The sequence below is a fragment of the Micromonospora sp. U56 genome (genome assembly GCF_018070095.1).
GTDB classification, from domain to species: domain Bacteria; phylum Actinomycetota; class Actinomycetes; order Mycobacteriales; family Micromonosporaceae; genus Micromonospora; species Micromonospora purpureochromogenes.
Window position 1 is genome coordinate 1 of record NZ_JAGPYL010000012.1, and the last position, 16080, is coordinate 16080.

The window sequence follows — 16080 nt, forward strand, 5'->3', positions numbered from 1 at the left end:
TGGCGGCCCACTGGCGCGGCGAGCTGCCGGTGGAGCGGCTGCGGGACGTCTTCGCGCACCGGGACGGTTGGGACTCCCGGCGGCACCCCGTCGAGCAGGAGGTGCTGCTGGCCCGGGCGGTGCGCGACGGCCGGCGGGACGCGTACCGGGCGGCGGCCGGGCGGGAGCGGTCGGCGTGGCGGGACGCCGAACTGGCCGTCGAGGCGGCCCGCGCGCTCGCCGTCGAGGCGTACGCGGCGGCGGAGCGGCTGCGTCCGGCGCGGCTGCCCGCCCAGCGGACGGCGACGGCGACGGCGCGGACGGCGCTCGCGGCGCGGTGGCGGCCGGCCCGGGTGGGCTGAGGACGCGACCAAATTGTTACCCGTATTTCCGTGAGTCGCGTCACGGCAATCGGGAAACCGGTCATCCGGTCACAGCCGGTGACATCGATCGCGACGATCGGCGGGGTTTGTCGCCGTGTTGTCCGGTTGTCGCCCGGCGGTCCCGGAAAAACCGCGTGTCCCATTGAGTGACGTCAGTGCCGAACTGTACGGCAAATTTGTCGCCCTGATCATGTTTACGCAGCTCGGAGGGCTTGGCCGGACCGTGACCTACCAGTAGTGTCGCCTCGGTCCGGTGCGGTTACCGATCGCAAGAAGCGACGCCGCGCCGACCCGCTCAATCGTGACTTTCACGAACCGGGGACCCATGCACGTCCGGGGTGAATCCGCGGGCCACGGCCCGTGGTAGGGCGCTCTTCCCGCCCGAATCCGTCAGCTAACCCGGTAGGCGGTGTCGGAAGGAGTTCCTACTTTTGCTGTTCTCTCGCATTTCTCGGCTTGCTCTCCACCTCGGTACCGGGGTGTTCGTGCCGGTCCGCCGCGCCCTCGCGCGCTGATTCCGGCCCCACCCCGCCGCCCGGTCACCGACCGGGCGCACCCCCGCCGAGCGGCCTCGCACACCGGTTCTGACACCGCGGGTGACGTTCCGTCACGCGCCGGTCCGGCACGCCGCTCCCGCCCTCGTACCGTGGAGGAAAACACGTGAAGCACCCCCTGAAGCGGCAGCTGCGACGACTTGTCACCGAGCGGCCGTACCAGCTGGTCGCCGGCTCGGCCGCCGCGCTCGTGCTCGTCTCCGGCGCCGCCGCCCAGTTCGCCGACGAGGCACCCGCCCGCCAGCAGACCTCGGCCGCCGTCGCCGAGGTGGCGCCCCGGCTGGACGACGTCGCGACCCGCGGCCAGGCCCGCGTCGCCGCCCCGTCCCACAAGCCGTCGCCCTCGGCCAGCCCCTCGCCGTCGGCGAGCGCCACCAAGGCCAAGGCGGACCCGGACCTGACCCGCAAGGCGGCTCCCAAGCCGCCGTCGACCAAGGTCCTCCGCTACGACTACCAGGCGCAGACCACCTTCTACAACTGCGGTCCGGCCGCGGTGCGCAACGCGCTCAGCGCGTCGGGCATCGAGCGGACCCAGTACGAGCTGGAGGGCCCGCTCGGCACCACCGAGATGGGCACCAACTCCGCGCTGGACACCACCCGCGTGCTGAACCAGATCGTCAAGGGCGACCCGTACCGGACCCGGATGTTCCGGGGCACCCCGAGCTCGGCGCAGATCGACCGGCTCCAGGCCGACGTGGTCGCGGCGATCACCGACGGCCGGGGCGTCGTGGCGAACGTGGCGGGGACCGCCACGGACACCAACGGCGGCTGGCACTCCTTCCCGGGCGGCCACTACATCGCGGTGGTCGGCTACAAGAACGACGGCCGGACCGTCCGGATCGCCGACTCGGCGGACCCGAACCTGCCGTCGTACTGGATCAGCACCATCGACCTGGCGAACTGGATCGCCACCCGCGGCTACTCCGCCTGATCCACACCGTCGCTCGTCCGGGCACCGGCTCCCCTGGGGGCCGGTGCCCGTCGCCGTTGGCGCGGGTCTCGCGCGGCGCGACCGGGCGGTGGCACACTGCGGCCCATGACCGACGACTCGGGTACCCGCCGGCTGCTGTTGCTGCTGCACGGGATGGGCACCACCGGCGACGTGTGGCTGCCCTGGGCGCCGCTGCTGGAACACCGCTGGCCGGGCCGCTGGCTGGCGCCGGACCTGGCCGGCCACGGCTTCTCGCCGCCGCTGCCCGGGTACTCCTTCGCCGGGTTCGCCGAGCAGGTCGCGGTGGGGCTCGGCCCGGTGGCCGAGGGGGCCCGCCGGGCTGACCGCCTGGTCGTCCTCGGCCACTCCCTCGGCGGGGTGGTCGCGCTGGCGCTGGCCGCCCGCGACGCCGGGCTCCCGGTGGACGCGGTGGTCGGGCTGGGCATCAAGGCGGTCTGGTCGCCGGCCGAGCTGGCTCGGGCGCGCGAGCTGGCGGAGCGCCCGGTGACCTGGTTCGCCACCCGGGACGAGGCGGCCCGCCGCTACCTGAAGGTGGCCGGCCTGGGCGGGCTCTTCGCGCCGGAGCATCCGGTGGTCGACGCGGGGCTGCGTGCCGAGGACGGCCGCTGGCGGCTGGCCATGGACCCGGCCGCCTTCGCGGTGGGCGCGCCGGAGCTGCCGGCCCTGCTGGCGGCCACCGACGTCCCGGTGCTGCTGGCCCGGGGCGAGCACGACCCGATGGTCAGCGACGCGCAGCTCGCCGAGCTGGGCGTGCCGGTGGCGACCCTGCCCGGCCTCGGCCACAACGCGCACGTGGAGGACCCGGCGGCGGTGCTGGCCCTGCTCGACCCGTACCTGTGACCGGTCGCGGACGGCGGGCGTCGCCGCCGTGGGTCGCATGTGGCTCGGAACCACCTGCCGACCTGGACCTTCGAGCTCGCCGTCGACAGCGGACCTCGCCACGGCGCTTGGTGTACCGCCGGACGCCGTCCCCCACTGATCGCAGTCCGTTCATGCGGCCTGACCACGGATAATGCCGCGGTGAGCTCTTCGGTGTGAACGCGGGTTCGGGACATCCTTTGGTGTCCTCTGATGCCGTTCTGCCCTGCACAGCGGGGGTTCCTTGCCGACCTGTGTCGTCTGGTGCCGGTCGTTGCTCTCGCTGCCTCCTGGCTGCCTCAGCTCGCTGCCCTCTTACTTGACGTTGACCTGTCGGCGGCCTGGACCTGGTCTTCGTCGATGACGCGCTCGTGCCTGCGGTGCCTGTTGGCGACGGGGCTCGCGTCGGTGGCGCCAGGTAGTTTGCCGAGAGTGAGTATGTGGATCTACTTTCGAGGGCTCGAATCCTCCGAGCTGCCCGGGAACCCGGCGGGTTTTGAGGCCCTATTCGATGTGGAGTTCGACGACCTGCGCCGGCGGGTCCGGGCAGGTGACGCAGTATGGCTGGAGAGCGGCTTCTTCCAGCTGGACGAGCTTTACTTGCTCCAGTCGCAGCTGGGCGGCGACCGGACGCTCCCCGTCTTCGGAGGCCGGCACACACCGGACCCCGGCGGCGGTCCGGGCCACGTGGCGCTCGAGCTGCCGGACGTGGCGCGCACGGCGGCGTACCTGGAGAGGGTGTCGTTCCCGGACTGGTGGCAGGAGTGGCGGCAACTGCCCTCGTCCGAGTCGGATGAGGAGCTGCGGGAGCGCCTGGCTCAGTACCACGAGGACCTTCGGGCCTTCTACGCCAGGTCCGCGGAGCGGGGCTGGGCGGTGGTCAAGCACTTCTCGTTCTGACCCGCTCGGGATTTTCAGGTCGGCGGCCGGAACCGCGAGGGATCGCACAGGTAGGACGGACGGCCAACTGAAGCTCCGACTCCTTGACCCCCAGGCAACCAACACAACCGCCCGACATGCTCTCCCGCGATAGGTGAGCTCCGAGAGGGTCCTCCGACGTCCACGGTTGTCCGCCGACGTCGGTCCCGGTCGTCACTCAATTAGTCACCCGGTCCCACCGGGACCTCGTAGTCCCCACGCAAGCCGGTGACCTCGTCACCCTGAGGGTCGTAGATAACCAGGCCGTACCGCTCCGCCAGGTCCAGGACGACGTCTACCACCTCGCTGCCCCGCGGTGAGTAGCTGATGTTCATCCTCACGTGGTCGATGCCGACAGCGAGAGGTGCCGACATCCAGGGCGACTCCGGGTCGTACGGCGGATGATCCGGGAAGCGCGCACGCAGTTCCTCGTAGAAGGAGACGATCCGCTGGTCAAGCTCACCGTCTCGGTGTTCCATGCCGGTGCAGTGATCGGCCATCTGCCGCACATCGTCTGCCGTCGCGGAAGGCTCGACCGACAGGACCACAAGATCAAAACTCACCGCTACATGCCCTGACCAGAAGCCGCTCCGTCGACCTCTACCCCCACCGTCAGTTTGGAAGATGCCGAGCATCAGACCCGAAAACAGCTTGGGAATCGCGTTGATTCCGGCCCTGAGTAGCCATACCGGCTGGTAGAGGAACACGGACCGTTCAGGCTGAGGCCATCTACATGCCACCGTTGCCCGTGTTGACCGCTGCGTCGGGCACGGATCGGGCACGAAGCGGGTTGCCGGCTGTCTGTTGCTCCGGCCGGCTGCCATGATCGGGAGCCATGCGGGTCCATCAGTACGTGTACTTCTCGTTGCGTTCGGACTACATACCGGCGGATGAGATAGCGGCGCGGCTAGGCACGGAGGCAGACGAGATCAGGGTCAAGGCCAGCAGGAGGGAGAACCCTCCGGCGCCGCGTTGTCACGCGTGGAACGTTGTATGCCGTGATGGCGGCCTCACGGTAGATGAGCAGATTGACCGCGTCATCGATCGGCTTCAGCCTCTCACCGATCAGATCGCGGCCCTCGCTAGGGAGATCGACGCGTCGGAGGGGGAGTGCCGTGCCGCGACGCTCCAAGTGGTGCGCTACTTCAACGACGACGATGGCGAAGAAGAGAATCCGCAGCCGGACGGCACTGACTTGGTCCGTTTACCCGGCCAGCATCAGCTTCTCGGCTGGCACCTCGACCGCCGCGTCCTGGAGTTCCTTCACCACACGGGAGCTGAGCTAGACGTGGATGAATATGGATATTAGTGAGGCGTGGCCGGCCGCTTCGGTGTGAACTCTCGGCAAGGCGGTCGGTTCGGGCTTGATGCGAGGTCAGACGGCCTGCTGACGCGTCCGGCTCGGCTGACACGGTTGCTGTACTTCGCTGCTGTACTGCTGGCATCACACGAGGCGCTGGACACGGACCTTCGGGCGCTCGTTCTTCAGGTGGCCCTGCTTGTGCTGGCGGACCTGCTCGTCCCAGACTGCCTGGTCGTAGTCCGGGTCCGGCGGGATCCACCTGTGGGAGCCGTCGCTGTAGTGGAACTTCTCGTCGCCGGGCCGCAGAATGCTCACCGCATCCAGCCGAGGAAGCGCCGATACAGCGTGCCGGCGGGTGCCCAGGTCAGATCGGCGGTCGCACGAACCAGTTGCGCCCCCATGTAGAGAGACAGGGACACCGGGGCATCCTCGAACTCTGCTCGCAGCTCCCGGCGTCGGGTAGTGCATGGCCATGGTGCGCCACAGCCGCCGCAGCTCCAGATCGGCAGCACTGGCCCATGGGCGCTCACTTGCCGCCCTCCGCAGACTCCGGCGCCGGGTGATAGTCGAGCGACCGGTCTTCTACCGTCGAGGGCTGCTGCTCCGTGCCTCGCGCCTGATCCAAGAGCCGCCGCCGGGCAGCCTCCTGCTCCCGTGCCTCAATGCGCTGTCCGGTGCCGGGGAGCGCCGGTGGCGACGGGAAAAGCCGGCTGACGATCTGTCGTAGAAGCCCGACAATCAACGTCACGAATCCGCCCCCTCTTCTTTGCAGGGCGCGGATCGGCAGCGGCTGATGTGCCCTGTTCCGCACCCCGGTGCAGTGAGGAACAGCGTCACGCCACAAACATCGTCGATCCAGAAGGTGACTGTCCGCTAACCGGATGTGCTGTCCGCTGATGGCCGCCGCCCGGGGGCGAACTCGATGCACAGGTCGCGTAAGGTCGCGGCCTCCGGCACTCCCGCCTGCTCCACCTTGGCCAGCAGCTCCGTAGCCCGCCACCAGTTCGACGGCACCACCCGTCCGGACGCCACGGCCTTCGCCCCGAGAGCTACCGCCTCGTCTGACTGGCCAGCGGCGACCAAGGCAAGGCCCAGGTCAAGACGGGCTGACGCGGACCGGCGGGGCCGCGCTCCTCCATCGCCGTCTGGGTCCAGGTCCGCCAGCACGGCTCGCGCAACCTGCTCGGCACCAGGGTCCCCCGCCCACGACAACGTCGTAGCCGTGTACGCGGCAGCCTTGGCCGGGTCATAGCGATAGTGGTGCTCCGCACGCTCAGGAACCGGCAAATTCGCCGCCAGTCGCTCTACCCGATCCAACGCGCGCCGCGTGGCACCAACGTCACCCATCCGCGCCCACGCACGCGCCTCCTGGGCAGTTGCCTGAATGTAGGCGGAGCTACCCTTCGGAGCGACCCGCTGGGCCTGGCGGGAAAGGTCGAGTGCCGCCCGGTAGTCGCCCTGAGTCAGCACGTCCCAGGCGCGGGTCTCCAGACACCAAGCCCGGATCTCGGCGTGCTCGGCGTGCTCGGCGAGGTCATGCCCGGCCCGCAAATGGGCAGCCGCCGCAGGCCGCTGCCGCAGGTCGATGTGAACCGTGGCCCGCAGCACCGCCAACCACCCGCCAGCAACCAACAGCCGTCGTTGCTGAGCAAGCGTGACACGACCGTCGAGTAGCCGCCCGACGTAGGCCAGGTGCCGTCGCACCAGAGGCAGGAGATCAGCTGGGGCCATTGTCGGATAGGCGCTGGCAAGGTCATCAACGCCCTGCTCGATACGGCCGAGCACGTCCTTACTGACATCACTGGCGATAACCCTCGCCCGGAGCTCGCCGGCCTCGGCAGCATGGTCTATGGGTGCATCGATCAAGCGAGCGAGAACGCCTCCCGCGTCGAGGATCCGGTCCAGGTGGCGCGCGGTGTCGACGGTCGGAGCCTTGAGCCCCGTCTCCAGCTCGTGCAGATGGCTCTTACTCCGATGGGCGAGCTGCCCAAGAGACCGAAGCGACAGACCACGGCGCTCTCGGAACTCACGCAGAGCTACGCCGAAGCGCGGGTCGACGAATGAGGCCATAGCGCCGCTCCCAGCTGAAGGTCCAAGCTGACTCGCCGGCCGCCACCCAGCGAGCCATCGCTCTCGACCGTACCCCCTACGTCAGCAGTCACCACCTATAGCAATCCACTGCTCGCTTGATTCATCGTGCTGTTCGAGCCCCCACGTTGGGTCATACCGGGGTCAGTCTCGGCCCTTAACGTCCGATGTCGAACAAGGCTGCGGCGGTGCCATACACCAGGGCAAGCAGTAGCGGGGACACCAGGACGCCCCACACCAAGGCGAGGGCCACGGCCGGCCACCAACCGGGTGTGTGGGAGTCCCGGTCGTAGCGAAGCCAGATCAACGGACCCAGCGAAATCGTAAACGCTGGCCAGGCAACCAGGATGATCCAGAACGGCGGAGGGTTCGGCTCCCACCAGACCAACATGATCCAAACGGCGATGCACGCCAACAGCATCCAGACCGCGGTTGAAGGCAACGACCGCAAGAAGGCCCGTAGGGAGATCTCCTTCTCGTCCGTGCCCATAAGTGCCTCGTTCTAGGGAGCAGTCGCGCCGGCTCGCAGCTCCAGCATGACTGACAGGCGCCTCGCGTCGACACCCCAGTTGGGGTTGCCGCAGGGCTATGGGTGTTCCCCTCTGGAGCTGATGGGCTCGCCTGGGCGGCGCAGCATCGGCTGTCTGGCATCCGCGGGTTTCTCATCTGGCCTTCGCCATCGGCAGCTGACCGAAGGCGCGCCGGACCAGCCGGACCGGAGCCGGGTGGACGCGCCCCGGGCCGACGTTCAGGCCGTGCGGGAGAGGGGTGACCCCTCCTGCGCCACCGCGTCGGCGGCGCGCGGCGACGGGGGCTCCCACCCCGGCTCCAGCTCGCGCCGGGCCGCCTCGAGGAACCCCTCGGCGTACGAGTCGGCGGGGAAGTCGCCGAGGTAGCGGCGGCGGGTCTCCCACCGGACCGAGGCCAGCGGATCGGTGTCCAGCAGCCGGGTCAGCACGTCGTCCACGTTGGACATGTCCCGCCGCAGCACGTAACCGGAGCCGGCGAGGGGGAACCGCGCCACGAAGTCGTCGCCGTCCACCCCCATGTCGGTCACCGCGTACGGCTTGCCGGAGTAGAGGAAGTCGGAGATCACCCCGGAGACGTCGGAGACCAGCGCGTCCGCCCGGTTGACGCACTCGACCAGGGACAGCTCCCGGCTCGCGGCGGCCCCCCAGAGGTGCTGCCGGCCGGTGCCGGCCCGGTCGGCAGCCAGCAGCTCGGTCAGCCGGGCCAGTTGCCGGGCCGAGGCCGGGTCTTGCGCGGTGTACGGGTGGGCCCGCAGGATCACCGTCGCCCCCCGGTCCAGCAGCCGCCGCAGCAGCGTCTCGGCCACCGGCAGGGAGCAGTAGTTGGCGTCGGCGTGGTGCCCGGTCCAGGTCGGGGTGTAGAGCACGGTCGGGTGCGCCAGGCCGGTGACCGCCTCGGTGCGTACCTCGATCGCCTCGACCTGCGGGCGGCCGACCACGACGAACTTCTCCGCCGGGATCTCCACCCCGGCGCGGGCGTACCGCTCGACGGCGGCCGGACCGGCCACGAAGATCCGGTCGAAGATCGCCGACACCGGGTTGGCGCTCGGCGCCTTGTCGCTGTCGCCGTGGTGCAGCTGCACGTGGGTGAGCTGGGAGAACCGGATGCAGTGGCTGTTCTTCGCGCCGTGGTTGACGTAGAACGCCACCCGCAGGCTCGGCACCAGCGCCTCGTCCATCGCCTTGAGCGTCGGGCAGTAGACGACGGGGGCGCTCGTCGCGGCGGCGACGGTCGGCAGGAACTCCGGCTCCCGCAGCAGCACCACGAACGGCCGGCCGAGCCGCTCCAGGTACGGCAGCCACATGGTTACCTGGTACTCGGAGCCGGGAGGGGCGGAGAAGTAGAGCAGGAACTCCGGCTGGTGCGCCCGCAGCGCCCGGGCGACCGGCCCGCCGCCCGCCGCCGGCCGGACCCGCCGGCGGGACCGGTCGAGCCCGCCCGCCGCGCACGCGCCGGCCACCAGCAGGCTGGCGGCCAGCGCGACGACGGCGGGCAGGGCGAGCGCGGCGCACACCGCCACCACCCCCAGCAGGGCCAGCAGCGCGCCGCCGAGTCGCGCGGCGACCAGCGGGGTCCAGGTGCGCACCGGCAGGTTGGCGGCCCGGATCTCCAGGTTGCCGGCGTCGCGCAGCGGCCCGACCAGCAGCACCAGGCCGAGCAGCGCCAGCGCGGTGAGCACCAGCGCCGGGTCGAAGCCGCCGTCGAGCCGGCGGGCGTACCCGACCAGGATCCCGGCGGCGAGCAGCACCGACTCGGCGCTGATGTCGGCGCCCGGCCGGACCCGGCGCTCCGCCGCGGCCGCGACGAGCGCGGCCACCGCCAGCGCCAGACCCCAGCCGGTGGCGCCGGTCAGCGCCACCACCAGGAACGCGACCACGGCCAGGCCGGTGGTCAGGCACCGCGCGATCAGTTTTCTGACCAGGTCACCACGCATGTCGCCCACTCGCCTCCGGGTCGCGGCTCAGCCGGCGTCGACGCCGCTGGCCAGCCGGTCCTGGTCGACGGCGGTGGGCTGCGCCGGCACCGGGGCCGGTTCGCCCGGCGCCCGGCGTACGTCGATCACCTGGCCGGTCAGGTCGGAGATCAGCACGTCCAGCGAGGACTGAGCCACCGTCTCGGCGGCGAGCAGGGTGTGCTCGGGCTCCTCGCCGAAGGCCTTGGTACGCATCGGGGTGGCGGTGCGCTCCGGGTTGATGCAGTTGACCCGCACGCCGAACTCGGCCCACTCGTCGGCCAGCGCCTGGGTCAGGTTGACCAGGGCCGCCTTGGTGGCGGAGTAGAGGGCGTACTGGGCCCGGCCCCGGGTGTAGGAGCTGGAGGTGTAGAGCAGCAGCTGACCCTTGGTCTGCTGCAGGTACGGCAGGGACTGCCGGGCCGCGATCACCGGGCCGACGAAGTTGACCTGGAGCACCCGGTCCATCGTCTCCTGGTCCATGTCGGTCAGTGAGCCCTTCTCCAGGATGCCGGCGGTGACCACCACGTGGTCGATCCGGCCGGTGGCCTCGAAGGCGGTCTTCAGCGCGGCCTCGACGTCCTCGGCGCGCTCGACGTGGGTGCCGGTGGAGGAGCGGCTGAACGGGAAGACCTGGGCGCCGTAGCGGCGGGCCAGCTCGGCCAGGTCGTGGCCGATGCCGTAGCTGCCGCCGAAGATGACGATCGTGCGGCCGGTCAGCTCCTCGGTGTAGCTGCGGTGGTCGGTCAGCCGGGGTGCCTGGGCGGCGGCGAGCTGGAAGAGCTTGTCCGCCAGGTGCACGTCGACCGGGTGGGTGACCTTGATGTTCTCGTCCGAGCCGTCGATCACCTTGATCGGCGTGCCGGGCAGGTAGCACAGCACCACGCCGCAGTCGTCGGTGGCGGCGAAGTCCGGGTCGCCCGCGGCCCGCCGGTACGCCTCCCGGATGGTGCCGGAGCGGAACGCCTGCGGGGTCTGGCCACGGCGCAGCGTGGCGCGGACCGGGATGTCGGTGATGCACTCGTTCTCGTCGACCTGGATGATCGTGTCGGCCGAGGGGATCGCCACGTCGACCGCGGAGTAGGTCCAGAGCGCGTTCACGCACTCCCGCACGATGCGGGCGCTGACCAGCGGCCGGACCGCGTCGTGGAAGAGGATGTTGACGTCGCCCTCGCCGACCGCGTCCAGGGCGATCCGGGTGGTGGCGTTGCGGGTGTCGCCGCCCTCGATCACCTTGCTGACCTTGCGGAAGCCGGCCTTGTCGACGATCTGCTGGGCGTCGGCGACGTGGCCGGTGGCCATCAGCACGATGATCTCGTCGATCTCCGCCGCGGCCTCGAAGACGGCCAGGGTGTGCTCGATGATCGGCTTACCGGCGATCTTCAGCAGCTGCTTCGGGATGCCCAGGCCGAGCCGGGTCCCGGTGCCACCGGCCAGCACCACCGCCACCGTCCGCGAGGGCCGCCACGGCGCCGGGGTCTCCGGTGTGGCGTCCGGGCCAGTGGTGTGGTCCTGCGTCATTGCCGATCCTCACTTCCAGGAATGCCTGAATGAAAGATTGCGCCCGAGTGGCGGCGGGTTGAACCTTAACGCGCGGACCGCGCCGTCCCAACGGGGCGACGCGGTCCGGGATGTTACTTACCGTTCGAGAACGCCTCGTATGCCCGGATGACCTCGTCGGTCGGCCCGTCCATCCGCAGCACGCCCGATTCCAGCCAGATCGTCCGTTCGCAGGTGTCCCGGATCGAGGAGAGCTGGTGGCTCACCAGGAACACCGTGCCAGCGCCCTCCCGCAGCTCGCGGACCCGCTGCTCGCTGCGCTTGCGGAAGCCCTTGTCGCCGGTGGCGAGCGCCTCGTCGATCAGCAGCACGTCGTGCTTCTTGGCGGCCGCGATGGAGAAGCGCAGCCGGGCCGCCATGCCGGAGGAGTACGTCCGCATCGGCAGGCTGGCGAAGTCGCCCCGCTGGTTGATCCCGGAGAACTCGATGATCTCCGGGGTCATCCGGGCCACGTCGTCCGGGTGCATGCCCATGGCCAGGCAGCCGAGCGTGACGTTCCGCTCACCCGACAGGTCGTTGAGCAGGGCGGCGTTCACGCCGAGCAGCGAGGGCTGGCCCTGGGTGTAGACCGCGCCCCGGTTCACCGGCAGCAGGCCGGCGATGGTGCGCAGCAGGGTGGACTTGCCGGAGCCGTTGCTGCCGATCAGCCCGATCGCCTCGCCCCGGTACGCGGTGAAGGAGACCCCCTTGACCGCGTGCACCTCCTGGATGTTCGGTGCGGAGGACCGCTTCACCAGCCGCCGCAGCGCGGCCACCGGCGAGCTGCCCCCACCGGCGCCCTTGTGCACCCGGTAGATCACGTGCGCGTCGTCCACCACCACGGTGGGGATCCGCTCCGTCAGCCGGGGCAGCGTGACGGTGGCGTCGTTGGACGCCTCGAAGTGGTCAACCACGGCCGTACTCCTGTTCGCCGCGCCAGAAGTAGATGAAGCCCCCGACACCCGCCAGCACCGCCCACGCCGCGCCGACCAGCCAGAGCTGGGCCAGCGACTCGTTGAGCAGTGGCGCCTGCTCGAGCAGGGAGTAGCGGGCCAGCTCGATGTAGACCAGCATCGGGTTGAACTGGACCACGGTCGTCGCCCAGCCCGGCAGCCGCTCGAAGAGGCTGACGCTGTAGAGGACGCCGGAGCCGTACATCCAGGTGCGCAGGATGAAGGGCATGACCTGCTTCAGGTCGCTGGCCTTCGAGCCCATCCGGGCGACCAGCATCACGATGCCGGCGTTGAAGACCGCCTGGAGCAGCAGCGCCGGCACCACCATCAGCCACTTGAGGGTGATCGGCTCGCCGGTCACCAGCACGATCCCGACCAGCACGACCATCGAGGCCAGCAGCTGCTGGAACTGGGTCACCGTGGCGGCCAGCGGCAGGCTGGCCCGGGGGAAGTGCAGCGCCCGGATCAGCCCGAGGTTGCCGCTGATCGACTGGGTGCCGGCCAGCACCGCGCTCTGGGTGAAGTTGAAGATGAACAGCCCGGTGGTCAGGTACGCGATGAAGTTCGGGATCTGGTTCTGGGCGAGCACGATCCCGAAGATCAGGTAGTAGACCAGGGCGTTGGTGAGCGGGGTCAGCACCTGCCAGACCTGACCCAGCTTGGCGTTGCTGTACGAGGCGACGAGCTTGGCGTTGGCGTACGCGGCGATGAAGTGCCGGTAGGACCACAGCCGGCGGCTGTATTCGGCCAGGGAGGGGCGCTCACCGGCGACCCGTAGTCCGTGCCGGGCGGCCAGCTGCGCCTGGGTCAGGCCCGTTTCGGGGTCGACCAGCGCGGTGTCGGCCATGGAAGGGCACTCCGATCTTTCGTGCCAACGGGATGCTCGCGACGATGGAATCTTACGAGGGGAGCTGTTCGCGGAGGCCGCCTCGTCGCTGCGTGGACGGTAGTCCAAAACACGTCGGGACGCAACCGTACCGTCGTTGCGGTACATTGGCCCACGTGACAGCTGCGGAAGGTCCCCGATGACCAGCGAGAAGAGGCGTACGCCGGCCGGCGCCGCGGTGCTCCGGGGCGACATCACGAAGGCCATCCGGCGCGCGCTGATGCAGGAGCTCGCCGCGGTCGGCTACGGCCGGCTCTCGATCGAGGCGGTCGCCCGCCGGGCCGGGGTCAGCAAGACGGCCATCTACCGGCGGTGGAGCTCCAAGCTCGAACTGGTCCTGGAGAACGTGGTCGCCGCCGCCGGCAGCAAGTTGCCCGCGCTGGACACCGGCACCCTCCGCGGCGACCTGGCGCTGCTGTTCCAGGTGATGGCGCACGCGCTGAGCCACCCGCTGGCCTCGCAGATCATCCCCGACCTGCTCGCCGAGGCGGCCCGCAACCCGACCATCGACCAGACCCTGCAGCAGGTGCTCCGGGGCAAGCAGCAGGAGATCGGCGGCCAGCTCATCGGCCGGGCGATCGAGCGCGGCGAGCTGCCGGCCGGCACCGACCCGGACGCCGCGGTCGACCTGATCGTGGGGCCGCTCTACTGGCGGCTCGCCATCGCCCGCACCCCGCTCACCGACACCTACCTCGACATCCTCGCCGAGGCGGTCGCGGCCGGCCTCGGCGCCGAACCGACGCTGCCCCGCCAGCGCGAGGCGCCGGTGTCCGGCTGACCCGGAAGACACCCGTGCGCCCCGACGCGTCACCGCCACGCCGCCTGCCGGACATCACGAAAAGGTGGTTCCGGCTACTCTGCAACCCGGACCGGAGCCGGGCCGCCCCCGTGGCGCCGCCCGCCGCATGCCTGTCGCGCACATCGCCCACACAACGACAAGGACGACCCGTGTCGAACGCCGACCACGTTGCCGTCGAGGAGCCTCCCGCTCCCGCGGACGCGTCCCCGCAGAGCCCGCACGCGCCCGGTCGGCGCCGGCTGTCCGCGCTGATCGCGGCGGCGCCCGCCGCCGTCACCGACGCGGGCGTGGTCGGCTTCGCCCTGTGGACCGTGCTCTACCACGCCGCGTTCCTGTTCAGCCTCCGCCCGTCGGTGACCTTCCTGATCTGGGTGGCGTCCGGCGTCCTGCTGGCCGGCTGGGCGGGGGTGCGCGCCTGGCGGCGCAGCGGCGCGGCCACCGCGTCGACGCCGGTGGCGCCGAGCCCGTCCCCCGCGGCTCACCCGCGCCGCTGGGTGCTGCCGGTCGTGGCGGCCGCCGCCGTGGCGGCGATCACCGCCGGCCTGGCCGGCACGCCGGCCGGGGACGGCATCTCCTGGTGGGTGCCGGCCGCCGCCGGGATGGTCGCGGCCGTCGGCGCGATGCTGCTGACCCGGCGGGCCTGGCTGGCCGGGCCCGCGCCGGAGCCGGCGGCGCCCGCGCCGACCGCGCTCCAGTCGGCGTACGCGCTGCTGGTCTCGGTCGGGGTGGCGATCTCCTCGCTGTTCATCGCCCGCAACACCCCCGACGACGTCTACTACGTCGGCAAGTCGGTCTGGGTGGCCGAGCGCGACATCGTCCCGCTCAACGACTTCCTCTTCACCGAGAACGTCGCCCCGGCGATGGGCTCGCAGCCGCCGACCCCCTCCATCGAGGTGTTCGCCGGCGCGCTCGGCCGGGTGCTCGGCATCCACGGCGCCTCCGCGACCTGGTACGTGCTGCTGCCGGCGCTGGCCGTGCTGGCCATCCTGGCGCTCTGGCGGCTGGTCCACCGGTGGGCGCCCCGCCGCCCGGTGCTCGCCTTCAGCGTCGCCGTCGCCTACCTCTACCTGGTGGCCGGGGCGGACGCCGCGCTGGGCACCTTCCACCTGCCCCGGCTCTACGAGGGCAAGGGCATGTTCGTCTCGGCGGTCATCCCGCTGATGTGGCTCTACCTGACCGAGTGGTTCGACACCCGCTCGCGCCGGTCGCTGCTGCTGGTCTTCGCGCTGTCGGTGACCGCCGCCGGACTGACCACCACCTCGGCGATCATCCTGCCGATGCTGGTCGGCGCGGCGGGGCTGGCCATGCTGCTGGTCGGCCGCTGGAAGGACGCCCTGATCGGCGGGGTGGCCGCCGTCGCGTACCCGATCGGGGCGATCGTGGTGTCCCGGCTGGTGCTCGGCGGGATGACCGCGACCGGCGCGGACGACGCCTTCTTCGACGCCGAGTACACCTACCGGCGGACGCTGCTGGTGGGGATCGTCGGCGTGATCAGCGGCCTGGCGCTCTGGTGCGGCCCGCTGCTGGCCCGGCGCCGCACCCCGGCGCTGCTGGCCGCCGGCGCCACCCTGACGATGAGCGTGCTGCTGGTCCCCGGCGTGCTGGAGGTGCTGGGCGATCTCAGCGGCATCTCCGTGGTGCTCTGGCGGGTGCCCTGGCTGCTGGCCCTGCCGGCGCTGATCGGCCTGCTCTGCACGGTGGACGTCCCGTCACCCGCGCCGCTGCTGCGCGGCGCGGTCGGGGCCGTGCTCGCGGCGGCGATGGTCGCCTGCTTCGCGCTCTGGGCGACTCCGATGTGGTCCCCGGTGAGCTGGGTGCAGACCCACGACCGGCCCACCTGGAAGCTGCCCCAGCAGCGGCAGAAGATCGCGTTCTGGATCTCCGACCAGGACCGGCCGGACGGCTTCCTGCTCGCCCCGTCGGTGATCATGCGGACCTCGCTGATCGTCACCAGCGAGGTCCGGGTGGTCCTGCCGCGCGACTTCTACCTGGTCGAGTACGACCTCAACTCGGACTTCGCCAAGGACCGGCTGCTGCTCGCCAGGTTCGCCGACGGCCGGATCCAGCCCCCGAAGGACGAGGTGGCCACGGCGGTGCGGCGGGTCGGCGTGGGCACCATCTGCGTCTACAACGGCAACCGGTACGCCCGCGACACCGTGGTCGACCTCGGCTTTGAGGAGTTCGCCGCGCGCAAGGGGCCGGGGGCGATGACCTGCTACCGACCGGCCGGCTGAGCGGTCCGACACCCACGCCCCGGCGGCGCGCCGGCCCGTGTCGCGGCGACGATGATCGTTCCCGACACCCGAGCGACGCCGGGGCATCCACTCGCGTTAAGGTCGCAGTCACCCGCAGCCGGGTCGAACCGGACACGGCGCGGGAAATACCA

At 70.9% G+C, this 16080-nt stretch carries 15 protein-coding genes, 1 pseudogene and 1 riboswitch; of the genes and pseudogenes, 7 read left to right on the forward strand and 9 right to left on the reverse strand.

The features are described 5' to 3' along the window. From KBX37_RS07125 to KBX37_RS07140, 4 genes and pseudogenes are all read left to right on the forward strand, one after another. A pseudogene (locus KBX37_RS07125) lies at positions 1 to 341 on the forward strand (hypothetical protein); the annotation flags it as partial. 303 nt (positions 342 to 644) lie between these two features. Further along, positions 645 to 786: riboswitch (cyclic di-AMP (ydaO/yuaA leader) on the forward strand. Between the two features lie 236 nt (positions 787 to 1022). Continuing rightward, the gene (locus KBX37_RS07130; protein WP_210775125.1) at positions 1023 to 1847 is read left to right on the forward strand and encodes a C39 family peptidase; all 825 of its coding nucleotides are present in this window, start codon (positions 1023 to 1025) and stop codon (positions 1845 to 1847) included. Positions 1848 to 1952: 105 nt separating this feature from the next. Beyond that, a complete protein-coding gene (locus KBX37_RS07135; protein WP_210775126.1) occupies positions 1953 to 2708 on the forward strand; it encodes an alpha/beta fold hydrolase in 756 nt (251 codons plus the stop codon). A 531-nt stretch (positions 2709 to 3239) separates the two neighbouring features. Continuing rightward, positions 3240 to 3626 (forward strand): DUF1877 family protein, encoded by a 387-nt coding sequence (locus tag KBX37_RS07140; RefSeq protein WP_210775127.1) that lies wholly within the window; start codon positions 3240 to 3242, stop codon positions 3624 to 3626. A gap of 200 nt (positions 3627 to 3826) precedes the next feature. Here KBX37_RS07140 and KBX37_RS07145 read toward each other — a convergent pair whose 3' ends face one another. After that, positions 3827 to 4351 (reverse strand): hypothetical protein, encoded by a 525-nt coding sequence (locus tag KBX37_RS07145; RefSeq protein WP_247657212.1) that lies wholly within the window; start codon positions 4349 to 4351, stop codon positions 3827 to 3829. A gap of 128 nt (positions 4352 to 4479) precedes the next feature. Between KBX37_RS07145 and KBX37_RS07150 the strand changes: the two genes are divergently transcribed. Beyond that, positions 4480 to 4953, forward strand: coding sequence for a DUF4279 domain-containing protein (locus KBX37_RS07150; RefSeq protein ID WP_210775128.1), 474 nt, complete (start codon positions 4480 to 4482; stop codon positions 4951 to 4953). Positions 4954 to 5088: 135 nt separating this feature from the next. Here KBX37_RS07150 and KBX37_RS07155 read toward each other — a convergent pair whose 3' ends face one another. The 8 genes from KBX37_RS07155 to KBX37_RS07195 all read right to left on the reverse strand — a co-directional run bounded on the left by KBX37_RS07155 (position 5089) and on the right by KBX37_RS07195 (position 12856). After that, on the reverse strand, positions 5089 to 5262 hold the full coding sequence (locus KBX37_RS07155; protein WP_210775129.1) for a hypothetical protein: 174 nt from the start codon (positions 5260 to 5262) through the stop codon (positions 5089 to 5091). A 211-nt stretch (positions 5263 to 5473) separates the two neighbouring features. Then, positions 5474 to 5695 carry a hypothetical protein gene (locus tag KBX37_RS07165; protein ID WP_210775130.1) on the reverse strand — a complete coding sequence of 74 codons (222 nt, stop codon included), beginning with the start codon at positions 5693 to 5695 and terminating at the stop codon, positions 5474 to 5476. 125 nt (positions 5696 to 5820) lie between these two features. Then, a complete protein-coding gene (locus KBX37_RS07170) occupies positions 5821 to 7017 on the reverse strand; it encodes a helix-turn-helix transcriptional regulator (protein ID WP_210775131.1) in 1197 nt (398 codons plus the stop codon). 175 nt (positions 7018 to 7192) lie between these two features. After that, the gene (locus KBX37_RS07175) at positions 7193 to 7525 is read right to left on the reverse strand and encodes a hypothetical protein (protein ID WP_210775132.1); all 333 of its coding nucleotides are present in this window, start codon (positions 7523 to 7525) and stop codon (positions 7193 to 7195) included. 258 nt (positions 7526 to 7783) lie between these two features. Further along, complete coding sequence (locus tag KBX37_RS07180) at positions 7784 to 9499, reverse strand: CDP-glycerol glycerophosphotransferase family protein (RefSeq protein WP_210775133.1); 1716 nt, start codon at positions 9497 to 9499, stop codon at positions 7784 to 7786. Between the two features lie 27 nt (positions 9500 to 9526). Further along, positions 9527 to 11038: a bifunctional cytidylyltransferase/SDR family oxidoreductase gene (locus KBX37_RS07185; RefSeq protein ID WP_210775134.1), complete on the reverse strand. Its 1512-nt coding sequence runs from the start codon at positions 11036 to 11038 to the stop codon at positions 9527 to 9529. Positions 11039 to 11151: 113 nt separating this feature from the next. Continuing rightward, positions 11152 to 11970 (reverse strand): ABC transporter ATP-binding protein, encoded by an 819-nt coding sequence (locus KBX37_RS07190; protein WP_210775135.1) that lies wholly within the window; start codon positions 11968 to 11970, stop codon positions 11152 to 11154. After that, positions 11963 to 12856 carry an ABC transporter permease gene (locus KBX37_RS07195; protein ID WP_210775136.1) on the reverse strand — a complete coding sequence of 298 codons (894 nt, stop codon included), beginning with the start codon at positions 12854 to 12856 and terminating at the stop codon, positions 11963 to 11965. Before KBX37_RS07195 ends, KBX37_RS07190 begins: the two co-directional genes overlap by 8 nt. Positions 12857 to 13073: 217 nt before the next feature. Between KBX37_RS07195 and KBX37_RS07200 the strand changes: the two genes are divergently transcribed. Next, on the forward strand, positions 13074 to 13673 hold the full coding sequence (locus KBX37_RS07200; RefSeq protein WP_210775180.1) for a TetR/AcrR family transcriptional regulator: 600 nt from the start codon (positions 13074 to 13076) through the stop codon (positions 13671 to 13673). A 170-nt stretch (positions 13674 to 13843) separates the two neighbouring features. Continuing rightward, positions 13844 to 15928 (forward strand): DUF6077 domain-containing protein, encoded by a 2085-nt coding sequence (locus KBX37_RS07205; protein ID WP_210775137.1) that lies wholly within the window; start codon positions 13844 to 13846, stop codon positions 15926 to 15928. Positions 15929 to 16080: the final 152 nt, after the last annotated feature.